Origin of the sequence: Mesoplasma sp. JKS002658 (assembly GCF_023566355.1) — a bacterium.
In the GTDB taxonomy this organism is placed as follows: domain Bacteria; phylum Bacillota_I; class Bacilli_A; order Mycoplasmatales; family Mycoplasmataceae; genus Edwardiiplasma; species Edwardiiplasma whartonense.
Genome location: NZ_JAKNSW010000001.1, coordinates 291,236 through 310,460 on the forward strand (window position 1 = coordinate 291,236; position 19,225 = coordinate 310,460).

Genomic DNA, 19,225 nt, shown 5'->3' on the forward strand with positions numbered 1-19,225 from the left:
CAAAGAGTTTTTTAATTGTGTTAAATAATGGTCTATAGTTGATTGATATTTTTTATTTGAAACCTTCATAATCTTCAAAGGCATATTCAAAGATTATATCAATTAAAGGCTTTTTTTCTTCATTAGCTTGAGATTTTATTTGTTCTGATAAATCTATACTTGTTTTCATATTATTAGTTGAAATAAAAGTTTCTTCTGAAACTATTTCCTTAATTCCTTGACATAAATAATAGAACATTTTGCTCTCTCTGGTTATCAATTCTAAAAACTTATCAATTGAAATTAATCTTATATTTTCATGGCATTCCTTATTACTAATTTTTCAAATATCATTTTTACTACCTTTTGCCATTATTTGTAATAAGTAACATGTGGCTTTACTGTCATCTTTAATTTTTTTCTCCATTTTTTCAAACGTTGACAATTGAGAACTAGAATTCATTGTATTAAATTTATTTTTGATTTCTACATATATATGTTCTTCTTCGTTTACTAGATCCCACCCTTTCTTTGGCACGTTTCATTTTTTATAGTTTGTGTATTCAAATATATACTGATGAAAATATCCGATTTTGCTCTCGGTTTTCTTTCCATGTCTTCTTAATATTTCATCAGTAATTAATTCGTCTTGCTTATTTTCAAGTAAATAACTATCAAATAAAAACTTAAATGGATCAGTCGGAGTTTTTTTGAAATCTTCTAATGTTATGCTTGAATAAGCCTCTTTATAGTTTTTTAATTCAGTTTTTACATATTTTCTTAAACTTTCTTTTGAAATAAACTTAAATAATTTCTCGTTCATTTTCTACTCCCTCTAAATAATTTTTGATACTTATAGCAACTCTCTTTGCTAATTCAACTGGGACTGCATTTCCGATTTGCTTGTATTGACTTGAGATGCTTCCATAAAAATTTCAATAATCTGGAAAGCTTTGTATTCGTGCAGACTCTCTAATTGTGAAAGGTCGAGTTTCTTCTGGATGACATCTTTCTGTTTGCATTTGAGATGGCGAGGTTGTTAACGTTAAGGAAGGTTCATTTCATGATATTCTTCTAGCAATTCCTGTCTTCCCTCCTCCCAATGCATAGCTTCCCTTCATATATTCTCTAGCTATGTCATCTGGAAGATTTTTTCAGCATCCTCCGGGTGGGATCATTTCCAAAATTTTCTTTTTTTTATCCGAATACGGCGTAAAAGGAGAATTCGGAACATCCTTAAGAACATCCTTAAGAACTTTTTTCTTTTTTGATGGTTCTGGAAAAGAAAATTTGTTTATATTCAAATCTTTTCTTATCCCTACTATAAAAAGTCGTTGTCTTTTTTGAGCTACAGAATAATCTCAAGCGTTTAACACTTTATGGTATATTACATAGCCACTTTTTTCTAAAGTTTTTTTTATTTTTTTAAAAGTTTTTCCACTGTCGTTGGTTAATAAACCTTTTACGTTTTCAAAAAGAATAGCTTTTGGTTTTACTGAATTTATTATTTTAGCAAATGAAAAAAACAAATTTCCTCGCTCATCTTTAAAACCCATTTTTTTCCCCGCGTAACTAAATGGTTGGCAAGGAAAACCTCCTGATATTAAATCAATATCATCTACGGAAATTATATTTTTTATTCCATCATTTGCCAATTTACTAATATCGTAATTTATGACAATTCATTTTGAATTATTCATCTTTAAAGTTTTGATTGAATCTTTGTCATTATCTACGACATATTTAGTTTTAAAACCGGCTTTTTCAATACCTAGAGCAAGGCCACCTGCTCCAGCACACAACTCTAAAACGTTATATTTCTTCATTTGTGTTATCACATCCTTTCAAAAATAATCTCAAATTACGAAATCACATTTGATTTATATTATAATAGGAAAAAAAGATTATCTCAATTTTGATTTCTTTAATGAGACTGCAATTTATATTAGTAAAAGGAGAAAAAAGTTTCGTGACAAAAGTGGTGGGGATTGATTTGTTTTGTGGAATAGGTGGCTTAACTAATGGTTTAGTTCAATCTAACATTGAAATAAGAGCAGGTTTTGATATAGATGAAACTTGCAGAAAATCGTTTTCCCAAAAAAATAATGGTTTTCCTGACTTTGTTTGTGGAGACATAAAGAAATTGGGGGAACAGGATTTCAAAAAATATTTTAGCGACTTAAAACAAGACGATTATAAATTAATTGCCGGTTGTGCACCGTGTCAACCCTATTCTTCTTATCAAAAAAACAAGGATTTCAAAAGTAGATCAAATCATAAATCCTATGGTTTAATTGAGGAATATTTAAGAGTTGTTAAGATAGTGGAACCAGATTTTGTTGTTATGGAAAATGTGCGTTTATTAATAAAGGATGATGTATTTTTAAATCAGTTCGTTGAATATTTTCGCGAAAATAACTTCCATGTTGATTATAAAGTAGTTAATATGGCTGATTATGGAGCTCCTCAACGCAGAATGCGTCTTTTATTTTTAGCTGTTAATAAAAAAACTGTAAAAAATTTTAGAGATTTTGTTGTACATAAAAAGATTAAGAACCTCAATAAAAAGACCGTTTTTGATACCATAGGTTATCTACCTAAAATAAATAATGGAGAAATCAATAAGACTGATTTTTTACATCAATCTTCAAAATTAAGTGATTTGAATTTGAAAAGAATCAAAAATTCAAGGGAAGGTGGTACTTGAAGAGATTGACCTAAGGATATTCTGCCAGATTGCTACAAAAGAGAATCAGGCAGTACATATAGTTCTGTATATGGAAGAATGAAGAAACATGATGTATCTCCTACTTTGACAACTCAGTTTAATAGATATGGAACAGGAAGATATGGTCATTATGAGCAAGACAGAGCAATTTCTCTTAGGGAGGGAGCCTTGCTCCAAACTTTCCCTGTTGATTATGAATTTGATTCTTCTCTCGGAACTACAGTTATAGCTAGACAAATAGGTAATGCTGTTCCTCCGATTTATGCTAAGGTTTTAGGAGAAATGATATTGGACAATTTGAAAATGGTGAAAAAGAATGAATGATAATAAAAAGTTTAAGATGCAAATTGAACCTAAGGTGTTGAAATATCTGGGTCCATTGTTATATACCAATGTATATTCAATAATTGGAGAATTAATAGCAAATTCATATGATGCGGATGCAGAAAATGTTTATTTAACAATTGATCATAAAAAAAATAATATAACAATTGAAGATGATGGAATCGGAATGTCATATGATGATATTAATGATAAGTATTTAGATATAGCATTAACTTCAAGAGAAGATGATATGAACGTTTTTACCAGTAAAAATAGGAAGAAGATGGGTAGAAAAGGTATAGGTAAATTATCTGCTTTAACCTTATCTGAATCAATGTACGTTGAATCAATAAAAGACTATATAACTAATGGCTTTATTTTTACGTTGAATATTCAAAAAGATGATTTTTTTAGTGTTCTAGAAGACGATGAGATAAATTTTAGAAAAGAAATTAACAAAAATGGACACGGCACAAAAATAGAAATAAATAATGTAAAATCATCTATTCCTAAAAAAGCTAAAACTTATAAGACTAATATTTCTAAATTATTTCCTTTTTTTAGTGATGATTTTAAATTACATATTTGTTGTATTGACGAAAAAGAGGAACAAAATGAAATTTTAGATTCGTTTGACTATTCCGTTTTTGATGACTTGGCTTTTGTAAAATTTTATGGATATTCCGAAGATAAAATTGAATTAATTCTTAAAAAAATAAAGAATCAAGAATTGTCAAAAGAAAAGAAATTTGAATCAATTCCCTCACTCAAGAAAGAAATTGAGATTAATAACAATAAAGGTTTAAAGGCGAAAAAAGAAGTAGAAATAAAAGGTTGATTAGGTGCATTAAAAACAATTACAAAGAAAAATAAAACTGATATTGAAGATTTTTCAAAAAGTTATATATCAATTGTTTCAAATAAAAAGGTTGGATTGTTTGACTTGCGTCCAAAGATTACAAAAAATCGAACCCTAGAATCGTATTTGTTAGGAATACTTGAGGTTGATATATTTGAAGATAGCTCTCTTAATGACATGGCGTCATCGAATAGAGAAGGATATTCCACCTCTGATCCTAGATGAAAAGAATTTATTAATTTGATTAAACCAGAAGTTGATAAAATTCTTTCAAAAAGAGCAAAATTGAATAGTGCGGATGATGCCAAAAAATCTGAAAAGAACAATAAAAAAATTAATGAAATTTTCGAAAAGATTGAAAAATATAAAAGTGATGATTTCGTTGATTCTTCAAAAAAACAAAAAACCAAAGAAGAAATTAGAACATTATTAGAATTAAAAGACAATGAAAAGTCAATAACAAAGAAGATTATGATTAGTCACTCCGGAAAGGATAAAAAGTTTTGCGATTTTGTTTATGATGTTCTGGTTGATAATAATATAGATCCCAAAGATATATTATATTCAAATTGTGATGATGTTTTATCAAGAATTCCTGAAGATGAAAATATTTATAATTATCTACGAACCTTTTTTGTTAATAGTGTCGTAAATAAAAAGATGCATGTCATATATGTTTATAGTGAAAATATGAAAGGAAGTTGAGGAGCAATAAGCGAGGTTGGAGCGGGCTGAATAACTCAATCCAATTCATCAATTTTTAATTTAAAGTGAAACGGAAAAGATCCAGGAAATCCGAATAAACCCTTGGATAATGATAAAATTTTTTATAATTTTGACATGAGTGATGATTTTAAGATAACTATTGATGAACTAGAGTTAAACAAAATAAGCAATAGAATAGAAACTATTTCAGAAAATGTCGGAGTTCAGTCAAAAACGCTTGAACAAATAAAAGACCAAATATTGAAAAAAATAAATTAATTAGGAGATAAAGACAATGATTAATAAAGATACTATCAAAGAAGTTACTGACTTCTTAAACTTACACCTTTCAACTCAATTGCGTTGCATGCAACTTTCTAAAGAATTAAATAAAAACGGTTTTCCTGGTTTTGCTTGATTTTATCAAGTTCAATCTGTTGATGAATTTATGCACCAACGTCGAATTATTAATTACTTACAAGGAAGTTTAGGAGCTGAAGATTACCAGTTAGTTTCACCAGTATTTGAAAAATTTACTATTGCTCATCCAAAAGAAGCTTTAGAATACTATATTAAGATGCGCCAAGAAACTTTAGACCTTGCTTTAGATTTTAAGAGAAAAGCAGTTGATCGCCATGATTATTTAACTGGTGAATTCTATACTTGATTTATTAAAGATTATTGAACTGAAATTGATGAAAACAATGACATTCTTGACCGAGTAAAGATGAATGGTGATGTTTTAGCTGGATTAGACCGAAGAATGAATAAGCGTGCCGAGATTGATCCTGAAAATGTGATTCACCCAATGAAAATCTTTTTGGCAGATTAATACAATGTTCTGTCTAAAGATATGACCGTGTTCTTTTAAAAGACCTTACTAATAAGGTCTTTTTTATTATTTAAATTATTTTTTTCTTTTTTGAAAAGGACTAACTACGGTATGATTAGAACGAGGTAAAATTATGAAATTAAACTACACAAAAATTGATAATAACCATAACCCGATTATTAAGAATTTTTACTTGTATGATGATGGACAAACTTTGTATGGTTTATTCTTGGTAAGTAAAATTAAAGATAAACTTTATTTTATTGTTTTTAAAGGTGTTGATTTTGATTCTCAAGAGTTTAAAAGTTATTTACAAGGTAATCTTCAGGATGCTAATAATCCTGACGCTTCGTGGTTTTGAACGAAGTATTTGTTAAGTTATTTAGATCACATTTTAGAGAAACCAGTTCAAATTAAACCAATTAATTCTTTAAAAGAAATTAGTAGTAATGATAATCAGCAAGGTATAAACTTATATGAAATTCAACAAGCTAATTTCACCAACGTAGGGTTTGCTTATGAAATGGTTCTTGATGATCTCTTAGAAGTTGTGGTTAAGTTTTTATATCAAGATAAAAAGTCACCCTTTCTAAGTGTGGAGTTACGTCAAGATTTTCTTGATACCCAAGCATGAATTTTAGAAAACATTTACGACCAAGGATAATAAAAAAGACAGGAGTTTATTAATGGCTGAGAAAAATACTACCGCTTATAATGATGATTCGATTGAAGTTTTAGAAGGATTAGAAGCAGTTCGTAAACGTCCTGGAATGTATATTGGATCAACTGATACTCGCGGATTACACCACTTGGTTTGAGAAATTGTCGATAACTCAATTGATGAAGTGATGGCAGGATTTGCGACTAAGATTAACGTCACAATGGAAAAAGATGGTTCAATTACTGTTGAAGACAATGGTCGGGGTGTCCCAATTGGAATGAACAAGAAGTTAAAAAAGTCCACTCCTGAAGTGATTTTTTCTGTACTCCATGCTGGAGGAAAGTTTGGTGGTGGAGGTTATAAAACCTCTGGAGGATTACACGGGGTTGGTTCAAGTGTAGTTAATGCTTTGTCAACGCGTTTTGATGTCACGATTTATCGTGAAGGAGAAATCAACGAAATTAAGTTTAAAAATGGTGGTAAACTTGCCAAACCCTTAACTAAAGTAGGAACGACTAAAAAAACTGGAACCACAATTAATTTCTTACCAGATCCAACTATCTTTTCATCAACCAAATTCCATTTTTCAACCATTAGTGAACGTTTGAAAGAATCGGCTTTTCTTTCTTCTGGTTTAGAAATTCACTTAACTCAATTAAATGGTGAAGTAAAACAAGTTGATTATAAATTCACTAACGGGTTAGCTGAATTTGTTAAAGAACTAATTCATAACCACACCCCGATAACTCCTGTGGTGCAACTTCAAGGTAATGAAAAAGGGATTGATGTGGAAATCGCTTTAAGTTACACTGAAGACTATAAAGAAAATGTTTTAGGATTTGCGAACAACGTTAAGACAGTTGATGGTGGGACGCATTTAACTGGATTCAAAACTGGATTGAATAAAGCAATCAATAACTATGCGTTAGAAATTGGTTTATTGAAAGAAAAAGATGCTCGCTTGGATAGTAATGATTTAAAAGAAGGTTTAACTGCAATTGTTAGTGTCAAAGTCCCTGAAGAATTAATTCAATATGAGGGTCAAACTAAAGGTAAGTTAGGAACTAGTGAAGCAAGAGCCGCTACTGAAACAATCATGAATCAGAATTTTACTTTTTGACTAAAAGAAAACAAAGAGTTAGCGACGACGATTATTGAAAAAGCTTTATTAGCACGGAAAGCTCGCGAAGAAGCACGGAAAGCACGTCAAGCAATTCGGAACGCGAAAGGAAAAAACAAAACCAAAGCAATGCTTGGAAAACTAATGGCAGCTTCTGGTAAAGATAAAACTAAAAACGAATTATTCTTAGTCGAAGGAGATTCTGCTGCAGGAAGTGCTCGTAAGGGAAGAGATTCGAAGATTCAGGCAATCCTACCTTTAAAAGGAAAGGTAATTAACTCTGAAAAAGCAAAACTTACAGATTTATTGAAAAACGAAGAAATCAATACCATCATTAGTGCAATTGGCGCTGGGGTTGGTAGTGAATTTGATTTAGAAGATAGTAATTATCAAAAGATTATTATTATGACTGATGCTGATACTGATGGAGCGCACATTCAAACCTTATTATTAACTTTCTTTTATCGTTACATGAGAGAATTGATTGAAGAACACCAGGTTTATATTGCTCTACCTCCTTTATACCAAATTATTTTTAGTGACCAGAAGTCAATTTATTTGTGAGATGAAAGTGATTTAGAAAAATTTGTCCAGGCTAATCAAAATAAACGCTATGAATTAAAACGGTTTAAAGGGTTAGGAGAAATGGATGATACCCAGTTGTGAGAAACTACAATGGACCCAAGTTCACGGAAGTTAATTCAGGTTGATTTAGAAGATGGTCATGCTGCTGACCGCGCGTTTAAAGTTTTAATGGGTGATAATGTCGAAAAAAGAAAAGAGTGAATTCAAGAAAACATTAAGTTTACACTTGAAGATGAAGAAGCTGGCATTATCTTATAAAATAGTTAACAAGAGAGAAGGCAAAAAAATGAAAAAAGTGTTAAACAATCAAATAAGCGATGTTATTGAGGAGTTAAATCATCAAGCTGATGAATTAAAACAGTTTCTCGGGTTTGTTCCTAATCATTATTTGATTAGTGTTAGTAATGATGAAAGAATCTTGATCGAAGTAGTTTCTTCCCGAATGGATGGCGCTAAAACAATCATTAATAAAGTTGAAATATTAGTTGAAGATGAAGCAAGTACAACCTGATTTTTTCAAGTTGCTAATCGTCAACAAACTTTATTAAAAATTATTCTTGATAAAGTAATTACTTATAATACTCAAGAAAAGTTATATCTTCTTGATACCAAGAGTGAGAAGTGAAACGTTAATAACAAAAAGTTGTTCAGAAAACGAACTGTACAACAATTAATTAGTTTAGCTCACTTAGATTTTTTTAATTTATTAGCAGGTTATCAAACAGTCGATATTAAAGAATTGGTCCAACCCTTAGAACAAGAAACTAAAACTTCAATAGAACAAAAGATTGTGGTTGAAATTAAAACAATCAAAGATGCAATTTTCCGGATTAATTTTTTTGAAGGTTCACCAAAATTTCATCTTGACCTCTCTTCTGCACAAAAAAGTTCTAAAATAAAAGTATTATTAAATGAACAACAGTTATTGAAATTAAACTTCAACTGAACTCGTAATAGTTTAGCAACGCTTTATGAAGGTTTGATTACTTATAGTAAAACAACAAAACTCTTGATTACAACTTTGGATTTTTATCGAAAGGCTGAAAGTCTTCAAGAACCAGTAGTTTACACCAGTAAATTATTCTCTAAACAATGATCGTTGACTGATGGTGGAAAAATCTTGAATCAAGTTTTAGATTTAGGATCATTACTACAGGTTCTAACCACCATTTGATTTAACCAACCAAAATCCAATTCTGGAAAATAACTATTTAAGAAAGGCTACTAAATGGCTAAACAAAACTCTGATTTAACAAAAAACAACGAAATTATTTCTTTTCCAATTGATGATTTAATGGAAGATCGTTTTGGTCGTTATGCTAAATATATTATCCAAGACCGGGCTTTACCTGATGTACGTGATGGTTTAAAACCTGTGCAACGTCGGATCTTGTATGGGATGAGTGAGTTGAAAATCTTTTATAATAAACCAACTCTTAAATCAGCTCGGATTGTTGGAGATGTGATGGGTAAATATCATCCCCATGGTGATAGTTCGATTTATGAAGCGATGGTGCGAATGTCTCAGGATTGAAAGATGGGTGTTCCGTTAGTAAGAATGCAGGGAAATAACGGTTCAATTGATGGGGATAGTGCTGCAGCATACCGTTATACTGAAGCAAAACTGCAAAAAATTTCTGAGTTATTATTAAGTGATTTAGATAAAGATACAGTTGAATTTGCTCCAAACTATGATGATAAGTTAAAAGAACCAACCGTACTACCAGCTTATTTTCCAAATATTTTGGTTAATGGATCGACTGGAATTGCTGCAGGATATGCCACAAACATGCCCCCTCATAATCTTAATGAAGTGGTTGATGTAACAATTGCTTATATCAAAAACCCGGAGTTAACTTTAAAAGAAGCGATGAAATTTTTAAAGGGTCCTGATTTTCCTACGGGAGGAATTATTCAGGGTGTTGATGGGGTCAAGAATGCCTTTCATAAGGGTCGGGGAAAAGTTATCTTAAACTCAAAATGACACGAAGAAAAACACGCGTTAATTATTGATGAAATTCCTTATGAAGTAATTAAACAAGATTTAGTTAAAGATATTGGTCTGGTGGCTGATGAAAATCCTGGGTTGGAAATCAAAGAAGTGATAGATGAATCAGGAAGAGAACACGCCATTCGAATTGCGATTTATTTAAGTGCAAAAGCTAATCTAGAAGTCGTAAGAAAAGTTTTATTTAAACAAACTAACCTTTCAATCTCTTATAACTATAACAACGTGGTGATTATTAATAAACAACCTCGTCAAGTGGGATTATTAGAAATCTTAGATTCTTATGTTAATCATTATGTCGATGTTTATCAAAAGAAAACTAAGTATAACCTTAACAAAGCGCTTGAGCGTTTAGAAATTGTCGAAGGTTTGATCAAAGCAATGGGAAATTTAGATGCAGTAATTAAAACCATTCGCGCTAGTGATAACCGTGGTAATGCCATGACAAACTTAATCCAAAGTTATGACTTTAGTCAGGCCCAAGCTCAAGCAATTGTAGATATGCAACTTTATCGGCTAACTTCAACTGATGTTGTTAAACTAGAACAAGAGCAAAAAGAATTAAAGGGTTTAATTAAAGAATATAAAACTTTATTAAAAGATGATTTAGCGTTAAACCAAGCAATTATTGATGATTTAAATCAAGTTAAAGCCTCATATGGTCGTCCTCGTCGTTCGGTGATTGAAAAAGAAGTCGAAAACTTAGAAGTTGAAATTAAAGATACCATTGTGGAAAAAACTTTGCACCTCTACCTTTCTAGGGATGGTTATTTAAAAGCAATTAGTAATGATGTTTATGGTAAAAATGAAATTGAAACTTTTGGTCGCAAACCTGGTGATGCGTGAATTTATCACCAAGAAGTTTCTAACATGGACCAGTTGATTGCGGTGTCGAACCAAGGAAATTACTATTCAATTCCCTTGTTTAAAGTCGGGTTTAGTAAATGAAAAGATAACGGAATTCATATTAATGAGTTTGCTTCTATGGGTGGTGAGGAAGTGGTTTTAACTGCTTTTTGTTTGCATGATTTTGCTTCCAGTCAAGGACAGTTATTATTAGGAACCAAACAAGGGTTAACTAAACGAGTGGTTCTGAGTGATTTAGAAACTAAAAGTTTTAACAAAGGTTTTAGAATTATGAAACTAGCTCAGGGTGATGAAGTAGTTAGTGCTAATTTAATCGCATCTGAAACTAAATATGTGGGAGTAGTGAGCAAAACTGGTTATGGAGTACGGTATAGTTTAGAAGATATCCCGATTCAAGGATTGAATTCTAAGGGAGTAAAAGCTTCTAGTAAAGATGATTTAATTAGCGGTGTAGTCCCTTTAACTCCACAAGAACAAGTTTTATTCTTAACTCAACAAGATAGCTACCAACGTCTAAGTCAAGACCAACTCCCCCTTTATGTTCGTCCCAAGAAAGGGGTTAAGTTGTTTACTCCTTTGAAGAGCAAACCAGAAGTAATCAGTAAGGTCTTTAATGTTAATTTAGATGATGAACTTGTTTTATTAAACGCTGATGATGACATTAAGGCTTTACCAATTAAAGCAACCAAAGTCGGACAATTAGGAGCAACAGCTACCAAATTGCCAATTAAGCAAGTTGTTGATGCTTATGTGATTGCTCGTGAAATGATTGATCCACACACTAAGGTTTTAGGAAGTGAAGAATATGTTGAGGAACAAACTTCTTCAATTCTGGTAGAACCAAAAACTGCTAAGGTTAAAAAAACTAAAAAAGTAACCCTTGAGACAAAACAAAAAGTTGATTCACAATTGCAAGAAGATATCGAAAAAAAAGTTAATAGCTTAGGTTCTTCTCTTCTTGATGACTTTGATTTTGGATTAACCACAAAGAATAATGTTGATGAAACTCAGTTGAATTTTGATGATTTATTAGCTGATGAAGACGATAATAAGGTTTAAATTAGTTACTTAACCAGAAAACCTTTATAATAAAGAAAGATAAAAAAAGATAAGGAAAAAAGGAGTAGATAAAAAATGAAAGATACTACTGTAGAAAAAAAAGTAAAAACAAAAAAGCATAAAGTTGATTGAAAGATGTTTTATCCAATTATTGGAATTCTTTTATTTGGTGCTTTATCTTTAATTGCTTTTGTTAGCATGGGGTTCGGGGTAAAAAATTCAACAACAGTTTTAGGAGCTCCTGTTTCTTTATTAATTCCGATTGGTAATTTAACTGATCATAACCCTACTTATGGAGCAACGGTTGCAGGAATTGTGATTGCTTGAATTACAATCATTGTTCCTTTTGCGATGATGTTTTGAAGTCCAAGTCCGAAATTAACCAAATGATTGGGAATTATTCCAATGGTTTTAACAGTTCTAGCAGGAGTCTTGATGTTGGCTGGAATCGGTTTATTCATTCGAGATTTTCAGAGTTTTGATGGATTAGCTACTTATAAGGTTAATGGTGGGGCGATTGCGGGAATCGTGGTTGTTTTGGTTATTGGGTGATTGATTGCCTTAGCTGGAATTACGCGTGGATTCTTCAATTTCAACTTCTGAACTGTTAAAATGTTTAACAAAACCAGAACCAATAAAGAAAATAATCCTCAATCATTAGGTGATTCTGCATCAACTTCTGCAACTTCAACTACTAATCCGAAGTTAAATAATCAAACTACTAAGGTTAAACCAGTGGTACAACAAGAATCAAGTGTTCCTAGTTCATCACCAATTGAACCAAGTCCAGTTTTATCAGAAATTGATGACGATCAAACGATTACGATTGGTGGTTTTAACCAAAATAGCACTCCAATTAAATAACTATAAAAATCACTTCTAAAAGTGATTTTTATTAAGGATAAGAAATTTGTTCTGTTTATTAAGTTGCAATTGTTTTATACTTAAAGATATTAAAGAAAAGAAAAGGAAAAAGAATATGAAAATTAACTTTAGAATGTTATGAGCCACTTTAGGAATTCTAGGCTTTTTGGTGTTCTCATTAATCGCTTTTGAATTAATTGGTTTTGCTACTAGCACTGATGGAGGAGATGGTTATTCAATTTTGCATACTGCAAGACTAAGTGACTTAAATCATGCTTCAGGAAAGATGTTAGATATTTATGGTTTAGGAATCGCTGGGTTAGTCGTTGCTTTTTCAGTTCTTGCGCTTCCGTTAGTGGGCTTCTTTTTGGGGAAAATGCCTAAAACTAATGCTGCTTTGGGAGGAGTAGCGTTGTTTTTAGAAGTCATTGGAGCTGCTTTGATGATTACTGCAATTTCGCTATTTATTACTGCTTCTGGAACTTTGGTAATTGATGATCGAAAAACTGGTTCAACTTTTATCAACCCTAAGGATAATTTTTCTGGTACTTTAATTGCTGCAGATTACGTGTTATTAGGTCTTGGTTTAGGAATTTCCTTGGGTGGAGTGGCAGCAGCTTTCTTTAAAATGAGTAATAAATCTAAAAGTAAATAGATTAATCTAAATTGAACTAAGAATAAAGTTTTGATTTATTCTCTTATTGAAATCTAACCTTAATAAGGTTAGATTTTTTAATCATTGGTATAAAAACGATAAAATTATCAGTATAATCGCTTTGATGTTTAGAAAAGAATAATAAAAAGTCTTAATTAGAGATTTTTCTAAAAACTATTTAATTTTTGGAAAAAGTTATTGTTTGTGGAAAACTAAAAATAAGTATCAAAATAAAAAGGTTTATATTTGCTATTTTTCTTAAAATACAACTTTTTAGTCTTTTTTGGTGTTTTAATAACGAAAAAGTGTAATACTAAAATTAGCAATTAAGGAGAAATTTTAAAAAGAATTTCTGTGGAATTGACGATAGCAGAAATGGTTATTTTTGTTAACAAGTTTAGTTTTCACAAAAACTTTGCAAAGTTTTAAATTAATTGCGAATCGGTAAAATAGCTTAGGATATAAACTGTTAGGTACTTTGCTTTCTACTATTAAAAATGGTAAAAAACAAGTGAATTATCACTAAACCTTGCTGATTAATTAGCTTTGGATTCATGATTCAAGGTTATGAGTTATGACTTTTAGTCATCAACATTATGAGGTCTTTGGACCAGTAATGGATGTTTGGTATGTGAATGCTATTCAGGCTCAGCAAAACTAATTAATTAAAATCAGCTTTGGTTTTTAGTACCTTATAAGTTTTTTTACTAGAAATTGTGCTTTTCAATAATAATGATGCCAAAAAAGTTATTGAAATCACTAAACTTTATTAAGATCTGAAGCCTGTACAGATAATAAAGTTTAATAACCAAGTAGTGGTGAGTGGGACTTAAAAGTTAATGTTTTCGTCCAACATTAATTAAAAAATCGTCATTTTAATTCTTGATTAACTCGCCATTAGTCATTTTGATGATAAAAAAAGCAGTCCTCTGCTCAAGGATTGCAACAATTCTCTCTACAAAATACAAACATACACAAGTCGTTTACTTTTGATATAAACTTAATTTCTTAGTTAGTTTTAAATATTGTGGATGAAGTTGATTGATAATGACAATCAACAAGATCTGTTCGGACTGATCGTTTCTACTAATTAGGCTTGCTCTCTAACCTAATTAAATATTTATGATACCCTACCCCAACTAGTTTTACCAGCGTTTAAGTAAGTAAAAAAGAATTTTTTAAAACTAATTCTCTCTCTAATCTCATGTTTTAATCACTATTCTTGTTAATTTTATTCTTATGGTTGGTCAAACAATTTAATTGGATCTGGGTGTTGATAAACTAATGTAAATGCATTGTTCTCTTAATTAAATTTCTATAGGATTTATTCCTAGATGCTCTCTTTCAAACCTTTATTTATGCCGCTAAAGGTGATGTCTATTGCTCGTCAAGTCCTAATTTCTTTATTTTAACAACAGAATTGCCATGAATTCTGCGTTGATTGAAATATGGACAGTGGTTATCTTCCAAGAGTTTTTGCTCTCTCTTATTTTTAACTTTTGGTTTCATGATAACTACACATTATTTTCTTAAAACAATTCTCTTTAATATTTTTTATTAAATTTTTCTCTCCAAAAAGTTAACCATCATCATCTACTATGGTTATGCTTGTTAGTAGTTGTTTCTAATTAGATCAAGTGTTTATTGCTCTAAAAATGCTTTGTCAATCAATTAGAATCACTATTTAAATTGATATCCTAAATCTTTGTTGTTATATGGGTTTAGAGTTATTAAACAAACTAAAGTGCTAGCTAGTGCTAAGGTATTTTTACCAAAAGAGTGGTTTAACCCACTCTTTTTTCTTGTTTGGACTTTGTCTTGATTTAGGTTTGATAAAATTAAAGCAACAAAGAAAGTGGATGGAAAAATGAGTGCACAAGATGAAACACAACCTTTAATCCTTTCTGGAACAATTACTAAATTTCTCTTTCAAAACCAAGCTGGGTGGGGAGTGGCACTTTTTAAAAGTGATGAACAAAGTAATGCTTCAGTAAAAATTAAGGGCCAAATTGGTAGTTTACAAGCTCATGTGAATTATGAATTAACAGGAGAATTTGAAGACAATAACAAGTATGGAAAGAGTTTTAATGTTTTGAGTGCCTCACTGGGAGTTGGTAAAAGCAAAACTCAAGTGATTAACTATCTTTCAAGTGCCTTGTTTCCTGGAATTGGAAGACAAGCAGCAACCTTAATTGCTGAACACTATCAGGATAATGTCATTGAAAAAATCAATGCTGACCCTGATAGTTTAACTTTAGTTAAAGGTTTAAGTTCTCAAAAGGTTAGTTTAATTCAACATGTTTTAGCCCAGATTGTTAATCAGAACCAGTTAACAAAAATTTTCTATGAACAAAACCTTAAAATTGATTTTTATAACTATTTAAAAGAACACAGTGAAAGTGATACTGAAATTGATGAAATTTTAACTAATAGTTTCTATGAATATGCCTATGATCACCACTTAACTCCTTTTAGTGAAGTGGAAAAAGTAGCGGTTTATTTTGAAAAACTAAGTGTCGATGATCCCAAACGTCTTGCGTGAGCTGCTCACAACCAGAGTGAAGAACTCTTGTATGAGTCTGGTAATACTTACACGAATGTAAAAAAATTAACTCTCAAACTACAAACTTATACCCACCAGTTTGATTCTGAAGTTATCTATCAAGGATTGTTAAAAGCGAAGGAACTCAAACTGCTTTACTTTATTGACCAGAGGATTTATTCTGCAGAATCTTGAAATGATGAAAATTTAATTGCCACAACAATTAAACAACGTATCGAAGCACAAGAAGGTTTGTTAGTCGATGAAAAAGTACTTGACTCTTTAATTGCTAAAGTTGAAGCAGAACTTGCTTTTGAATTGAAATTACCAGAATTTAAGTATGACCAAGAACAACAACAGGCGTTAAAAATGGCTGTTGAGAAAAATTTCTTACTTTTAACTGGTGGTCCAGGAACTGGAAAAACCACGGTAATTAAAGGAATTTATAAACTTTTAACTTATTTAAATGATCGAATTAAGATTCGGGTAGCTGCACCAACAGGACGAGCAAGTGCTAGGTTAAACGAAATTGATGATCATTTAAAAGCAACAACTATTCACAAACTTTTAGGTGCTGAAGAGAATAAAACGTTTCGGTTTAATCGTGATCATCAGTTTGATTTCGACTGTCTAATTCTTGATGAAGCCTCAATGATTGAAAACTTCTTGTTTGCTCGGGTAAGTGAGGCTAGTCTTGGGGTGGAAAAAATTATTTTGGTTGGTGATCAAAACCAACTACCAAGTGTGGGATATGGGGATTTGTTTGCTAATTTGTTAGCAGTTGAACAGTTAAGTCAAGTGCGCTTGACTAATCCTTATCGTCAAAAGAATGGTAATGGGATTATTGATTTAGCGTACAAGGTTTTAAATAAAGAGATTCAAACTCCTGATGATTTAAAAAGATTGAGTAATGTTGAAGTTATTTTTGATCAAAGTGTTGAAGAACAAGCAAAAACTCTTGAAGAACTTTTTTGTAAGTTTGTTAAAAGTGCTCCAGCGACAAACTTGTTAAACATTCAGGTGATTGCTCCTTTTTATAAGGGTAATTTGGGGATTAATACTTTAAATGCCATCTTGCAAGACAGTTATCAAGAAAAAGTTTTGAAAAAAACCCCAGAAGTTTTAACTTCTCAAACTTTAGTTAAGAAGAACCTTCGCTTTAGTCAGGATGACAAGATTATGTATCTAGTCAATGATGGTGATTTGGGATTGAGTAATGGGGATGTAGGAATCATTGAAAGTATTACTCTCGTTAATAATCACTTAGAAGACACAATGGTTAAGTTTAATGATTTAACCAAACAATTTCACGCTGATAACTTTAACTTTACAGGTTTAAGTTATGCTTGTAGTGTTCATAAAACCCAAGGGAGTGAATATCAGAACGTGATTTTAGTTTTGGAAAAAGGAATGAACCAAATCTTTTTGACTAATCAATTGATTTATACTGCAATCACTCGAGCAAAGAAAAGTTTGACTATCCTTGGTGATTTTGATACTTTCTACCAAGGAATTAATAAAAGAAATATTGTGCGAAGCACGACTTTAACCATTAAAATAAAAGAGCAATTACTTGCAAGTAAGGAGAATAATCATGATTATTAAAAATGCTCAAATTGTTTTAGTTGACCAAGTTGTCAAGGGATGAATGGAAATTTTAGATGATAAGATTGTTAAAATTTGTCCAGGAGAAACTGATCAACTTGGAGTTGATCTCAATTGGTCTTGAATCATGCCAGGATTTATTGATTGTCATGTCCATGGTGGGTATGGAATTACTTTTGAAAGTGGTCGGATTGAAGATTATGTTGAATATGCGAAAAAAACTCCCCAAGAAGGAGTTACTAGTTTTTGTTTAACTTCAGTTACCAATACGGTTGAAAAAAATAACCAGTATTATGCTGAATTTGGAAAGTTTATGCTTGAATTCAATCACGGAGAACAAGCTACTTGTTTAGGAGCGCATCTGGAGGGTCCTTTTATTGCTCCTAGCAAAAAGGGAGCTCATGATGCTACATTGCTAAAAAAACCCGACATTAAGTTAACCCAACAATGAAATCAGTTAACCCATGAAAACCTAAAAATTGTCACCTATGCTCCTGAAGAACAGGATGGTAGTTACACGAAGTGATTAATCCAAAACAAGATTTTACCAAGTGCTGGACATTGTAACATCGGAGCTAAGCAATTTCTTGAACAAGAATACTTGTTAGGGGTCCGTCATGTTACTCATTTGTTTAACCAAATGAGTGGTGTTGATCACCACCATCCTGGACTAGTAGTTGCTGCAATGGATCGCGATGACATTTTATGTGAAGTAATTTCTGATGGAATTCACTTAGATCCTTTAGTTTTGGAAATGATTTATAAAACTAAAGGATCTAAGGGGATCGTGATTGTGACTGATGGAATGATTGCTAAGGGAATGAAGGATGGTGATTATCTTTTAGGCGATTTATCAGTGACAAAAAAAGGTTTAAGAGTGGTTTTAAAAGGTACTGATACCCTGGCGGCTTCTCCGGCTGGTTTTGATCATAACGTGCGTACTTATGCACAATTATGTCAGATTCCGATGGTTGAACTAGCACATATGAGTGCGACTAATATTGCTAAACAACTAAACATCATTGATCATACTGGAATGATTGCACCAGGAATGGATGCTGATCTTGTTGTTTTATCAAATGATTTAGTCGTTGAACAAACGATTATTAAGGGAAAGGTGGTTTATCAAAATGAACACAAAGACTTATAATTTAGCTAAGTATATTTCTACGATTGGGTCGGTGTTTTTATTTACTGGTCCGTTGTTAGGGTTTTTACAAGCTTGAAAAAACATCTTTCATCACAATCAAGCTGCTTTACAAGGGGTAAGTTTAACCTTGACCCTTCTTGGTGCTTTTTTGATTGGGATTTATTTATTAATTCGTCAGAACTTGAAGAAAAAAACTCCCTACGTTCATACTGCTAAAGATTTAAAGTTGTTTTATTCGAGTATCGGAGTTTATCTTAGTGGTGCTTTTTTTGCTTTAATCACTTTGATTTTTACCTTAACTCTAACTCCTGCAAAAACCATCATGATTGTTTTTGCTCCGTTTTATCTAATCGAGGTCTTGTGTTTAATTGCTGCTTCGATGCTTGAATCGATGAGTCGAGTTAATGAACAAATTTATCTTTACCAAGAAGAAAACAAGCGTTTAGAAGCAATTGCTAAGCAAGATCGAAGTGAACAAGCTGCTTATTCTGAACAAGGAATTAAACGAACTAATGAAGGAAAATCACTGTTGAGTGAAATCGAAGTTACTTCTGCTGTTAGTGAAGATTTAAAAGCAGAAATTCAAAATGCTTTAAGTGAACAGTCATTAGAGGAGAATGAAAAATAAGTTTCATTTTAAAATATTCTCAAAACACAAAGCGGAAATTTCTGGTTTTCGTGG

Annotated in this window: 14 protein-coding genes; 12 read left to right on the forward strand and 2 right to left on the reverse strand. The window is 31.5% G+C overall.

Annotated features, from left to right (window positions below):
• Window positions 1–52: 52 nt before the first annotated feature.
• Together LD125_RS01410 and LD125_RS01415 are read right to left on the reverse strand one after the other, a co-directional pair.
• On the reverse strand, window positions 53–802 hold the full coding sequence (locus LD125_RS01410) for an Eco47II family restriction endonuclease (protein ID WP_250137447.1): 750 nt from the start codon (window positions 800–802) through the stop codon (window positions 53–55).
• On the reverse strand, window positions 783–1,805 hold the full coding sequence (locus tag LD125_RS01415; RefSeq protein ID WP_250137446.1) for a DNA cytosine methyltransferase: 1,023 nt from the start codon (window positions 1,803–1,805) through the stop codon (window positions 783–785). The genes LD125_RS01410 and LD125_RS01415 overlap by 20 nt, the downstream gene beginning before the upstream one ends.
• A gap of 143 nt (window positions 1,806–1,948) precedes the next feature.
• On the opposite strand from LD125_RS01415, the gene LD125_RS01420 reads away from it, so the two are divergent.
• From LD125_RS01420 to LD125_RS01475, 12 genes are all read left to right on the forward strand, one after another.
• Window positions 1,949–3,034, forward strand: a complete 1,086-nt coding sequence (locus tag LD125_RS01420) for a DNA cytosine methyltransferase (protein WP_250137445.1) — start codon at window positions 1,949–1,951, stop codon at window positions 3,032–3,034.
• Window positions 3,024–4,874, forward strand: coding sequence for an ATP-binding protein (locus LD125_RS03895; RefSeq protein ID WP_250137444.1), 1,851 nt, complete (start codon window positions 3,024–3,026; stop codon window positions 4,872–4,874). Before LD125_RS01420 ends, LD125_RS03895 begins: the two co-directional genes overlap by 11 nt.
• A gap of 16 nt (window positions 4,875–4,890) precedes the next feature.
• Window positions 4,891–5,427, forward strand: coding sequence for a ferritin-like domain-containing protein (locus LD125_RS01430; RefSeq protein WP_250137443.1), 537 nt, complete (start codon window positions 4,891–4,893; stop codon window positions 5,425–5,427).
• Window positions 5,428–5,560: 133 nt separating this feature from the next.
• Window positions 5,561–6,091 (forward strand): hypothetical protein, encoded by a 531-nt coding sequence (locus LD125_RS01435; RefSeq protein WP_250137442.1) that lies wholly within the window; start codon window positions 5,561–5,563, stop codon window positions 6,089–6,091.
• A gap of 22 nt (window positions 6,092–6,113) precedes the next feature.
• On the forward strand, window positions 6,114–8,051 hold the full coding sequence (parE, locus tag LD125_RS01440; protein WP_250136984.1) for a DNA topoisomerase IV subunit B: 1,938 nt from the start codon (window positions 6,114–6,116) through the stop codon (window positions 8,049–8,051).
• 28 nt (window positions 8,052–8,079) lie between these two features.
• Window positions 8,080–9,000 (forward strand): hypothetical protein, encoded by a 921-nt coding sequence (locus tag LD125_RS01445; protein WP_250137441.1) that lies wholly within the window; start codon window positions 8,080–8,082, stop codon window positions 8,998–9,000.
• A 42-nt stretch (window positions 9,001–9,042) separates the two neighbouring features.
• On the forward strand, window positions 9,043–11,727 hold the full coding sequence (gene parC, locus LD125_RS01450; RefSeq protein WP_445641293.1) for a DNA topoisomerase IV subunit A: 2,685 nt from the start codon (window positions 9,043–9,045) through the stop codon (window positions 11,725–11,727).
• A 75-nt stretch (window positions 11,728–11,802) separates the two neighbouring features.
• Complete coding sequence (locus LD125_RS01455) at window positions 11,803–12,591, forward strand: hypothetical protein (protein WP_250137439.1); 789 nt, start codon at window positions 11,803–11,805, stop codon at window positions 12,589–12,591.
• Window positions 12,592–12,706: 115 nt separating this feature from the next.
• The gene (locus LD125_RS01460; protein WP_250137438.1) at window positions 12,707–13,246 is read left to right on the forward strand and encodes a hypothetical protein; all 540 of its coding nucleotides are present in this window, start codon (window positions 12,707–12,709) and stop codon (window positions 13,244–13,246) included.
• Between the two features lie 1,867 nt (window positions 13,247–15,113).
• Entirely contained in the window at window positions 15,114–17,393 is a 2,280-nt protein-coding gene (locus LD125_RS03900) for an AAA family ATPase (protein WP_250137437.1), read from the forward strand.
• The gene (gene nagA, locus LD125_RS01470) at window positions 17,383–18,543 is read left to right on the forward strand and encodes an N-acetylglucosamine-6-phosphate deacetylase (RefSeq protein ID WP_250137436.1); all 1,161 of its coding nucleotides are present in this window, start codon (window positions 17,383–17,385) and stop codon (window positions 18,541–18,543) included. Before LD125_RS03900 ends, nagA begins: the two co-directional genes overlap by 11 nt.
• The gene (locus LD125_RS01475; protein ID WP_250137435.1) at window positions 18,524–19,171 is read left to right on the forward strand and encodes a hypothetical protein; all 648 of its coding nucleotides are present in this window, start codon (window positions 18,524–18,526) and stop codon (window positions 19,169–19,171) included. The genes nagA and LD125_RS01475 overlap by 20 nt, the downstream gene beginning before the upstream one ends.
• Window positions 19,172–19,225 lie beyond the last annotated feature (54 nt).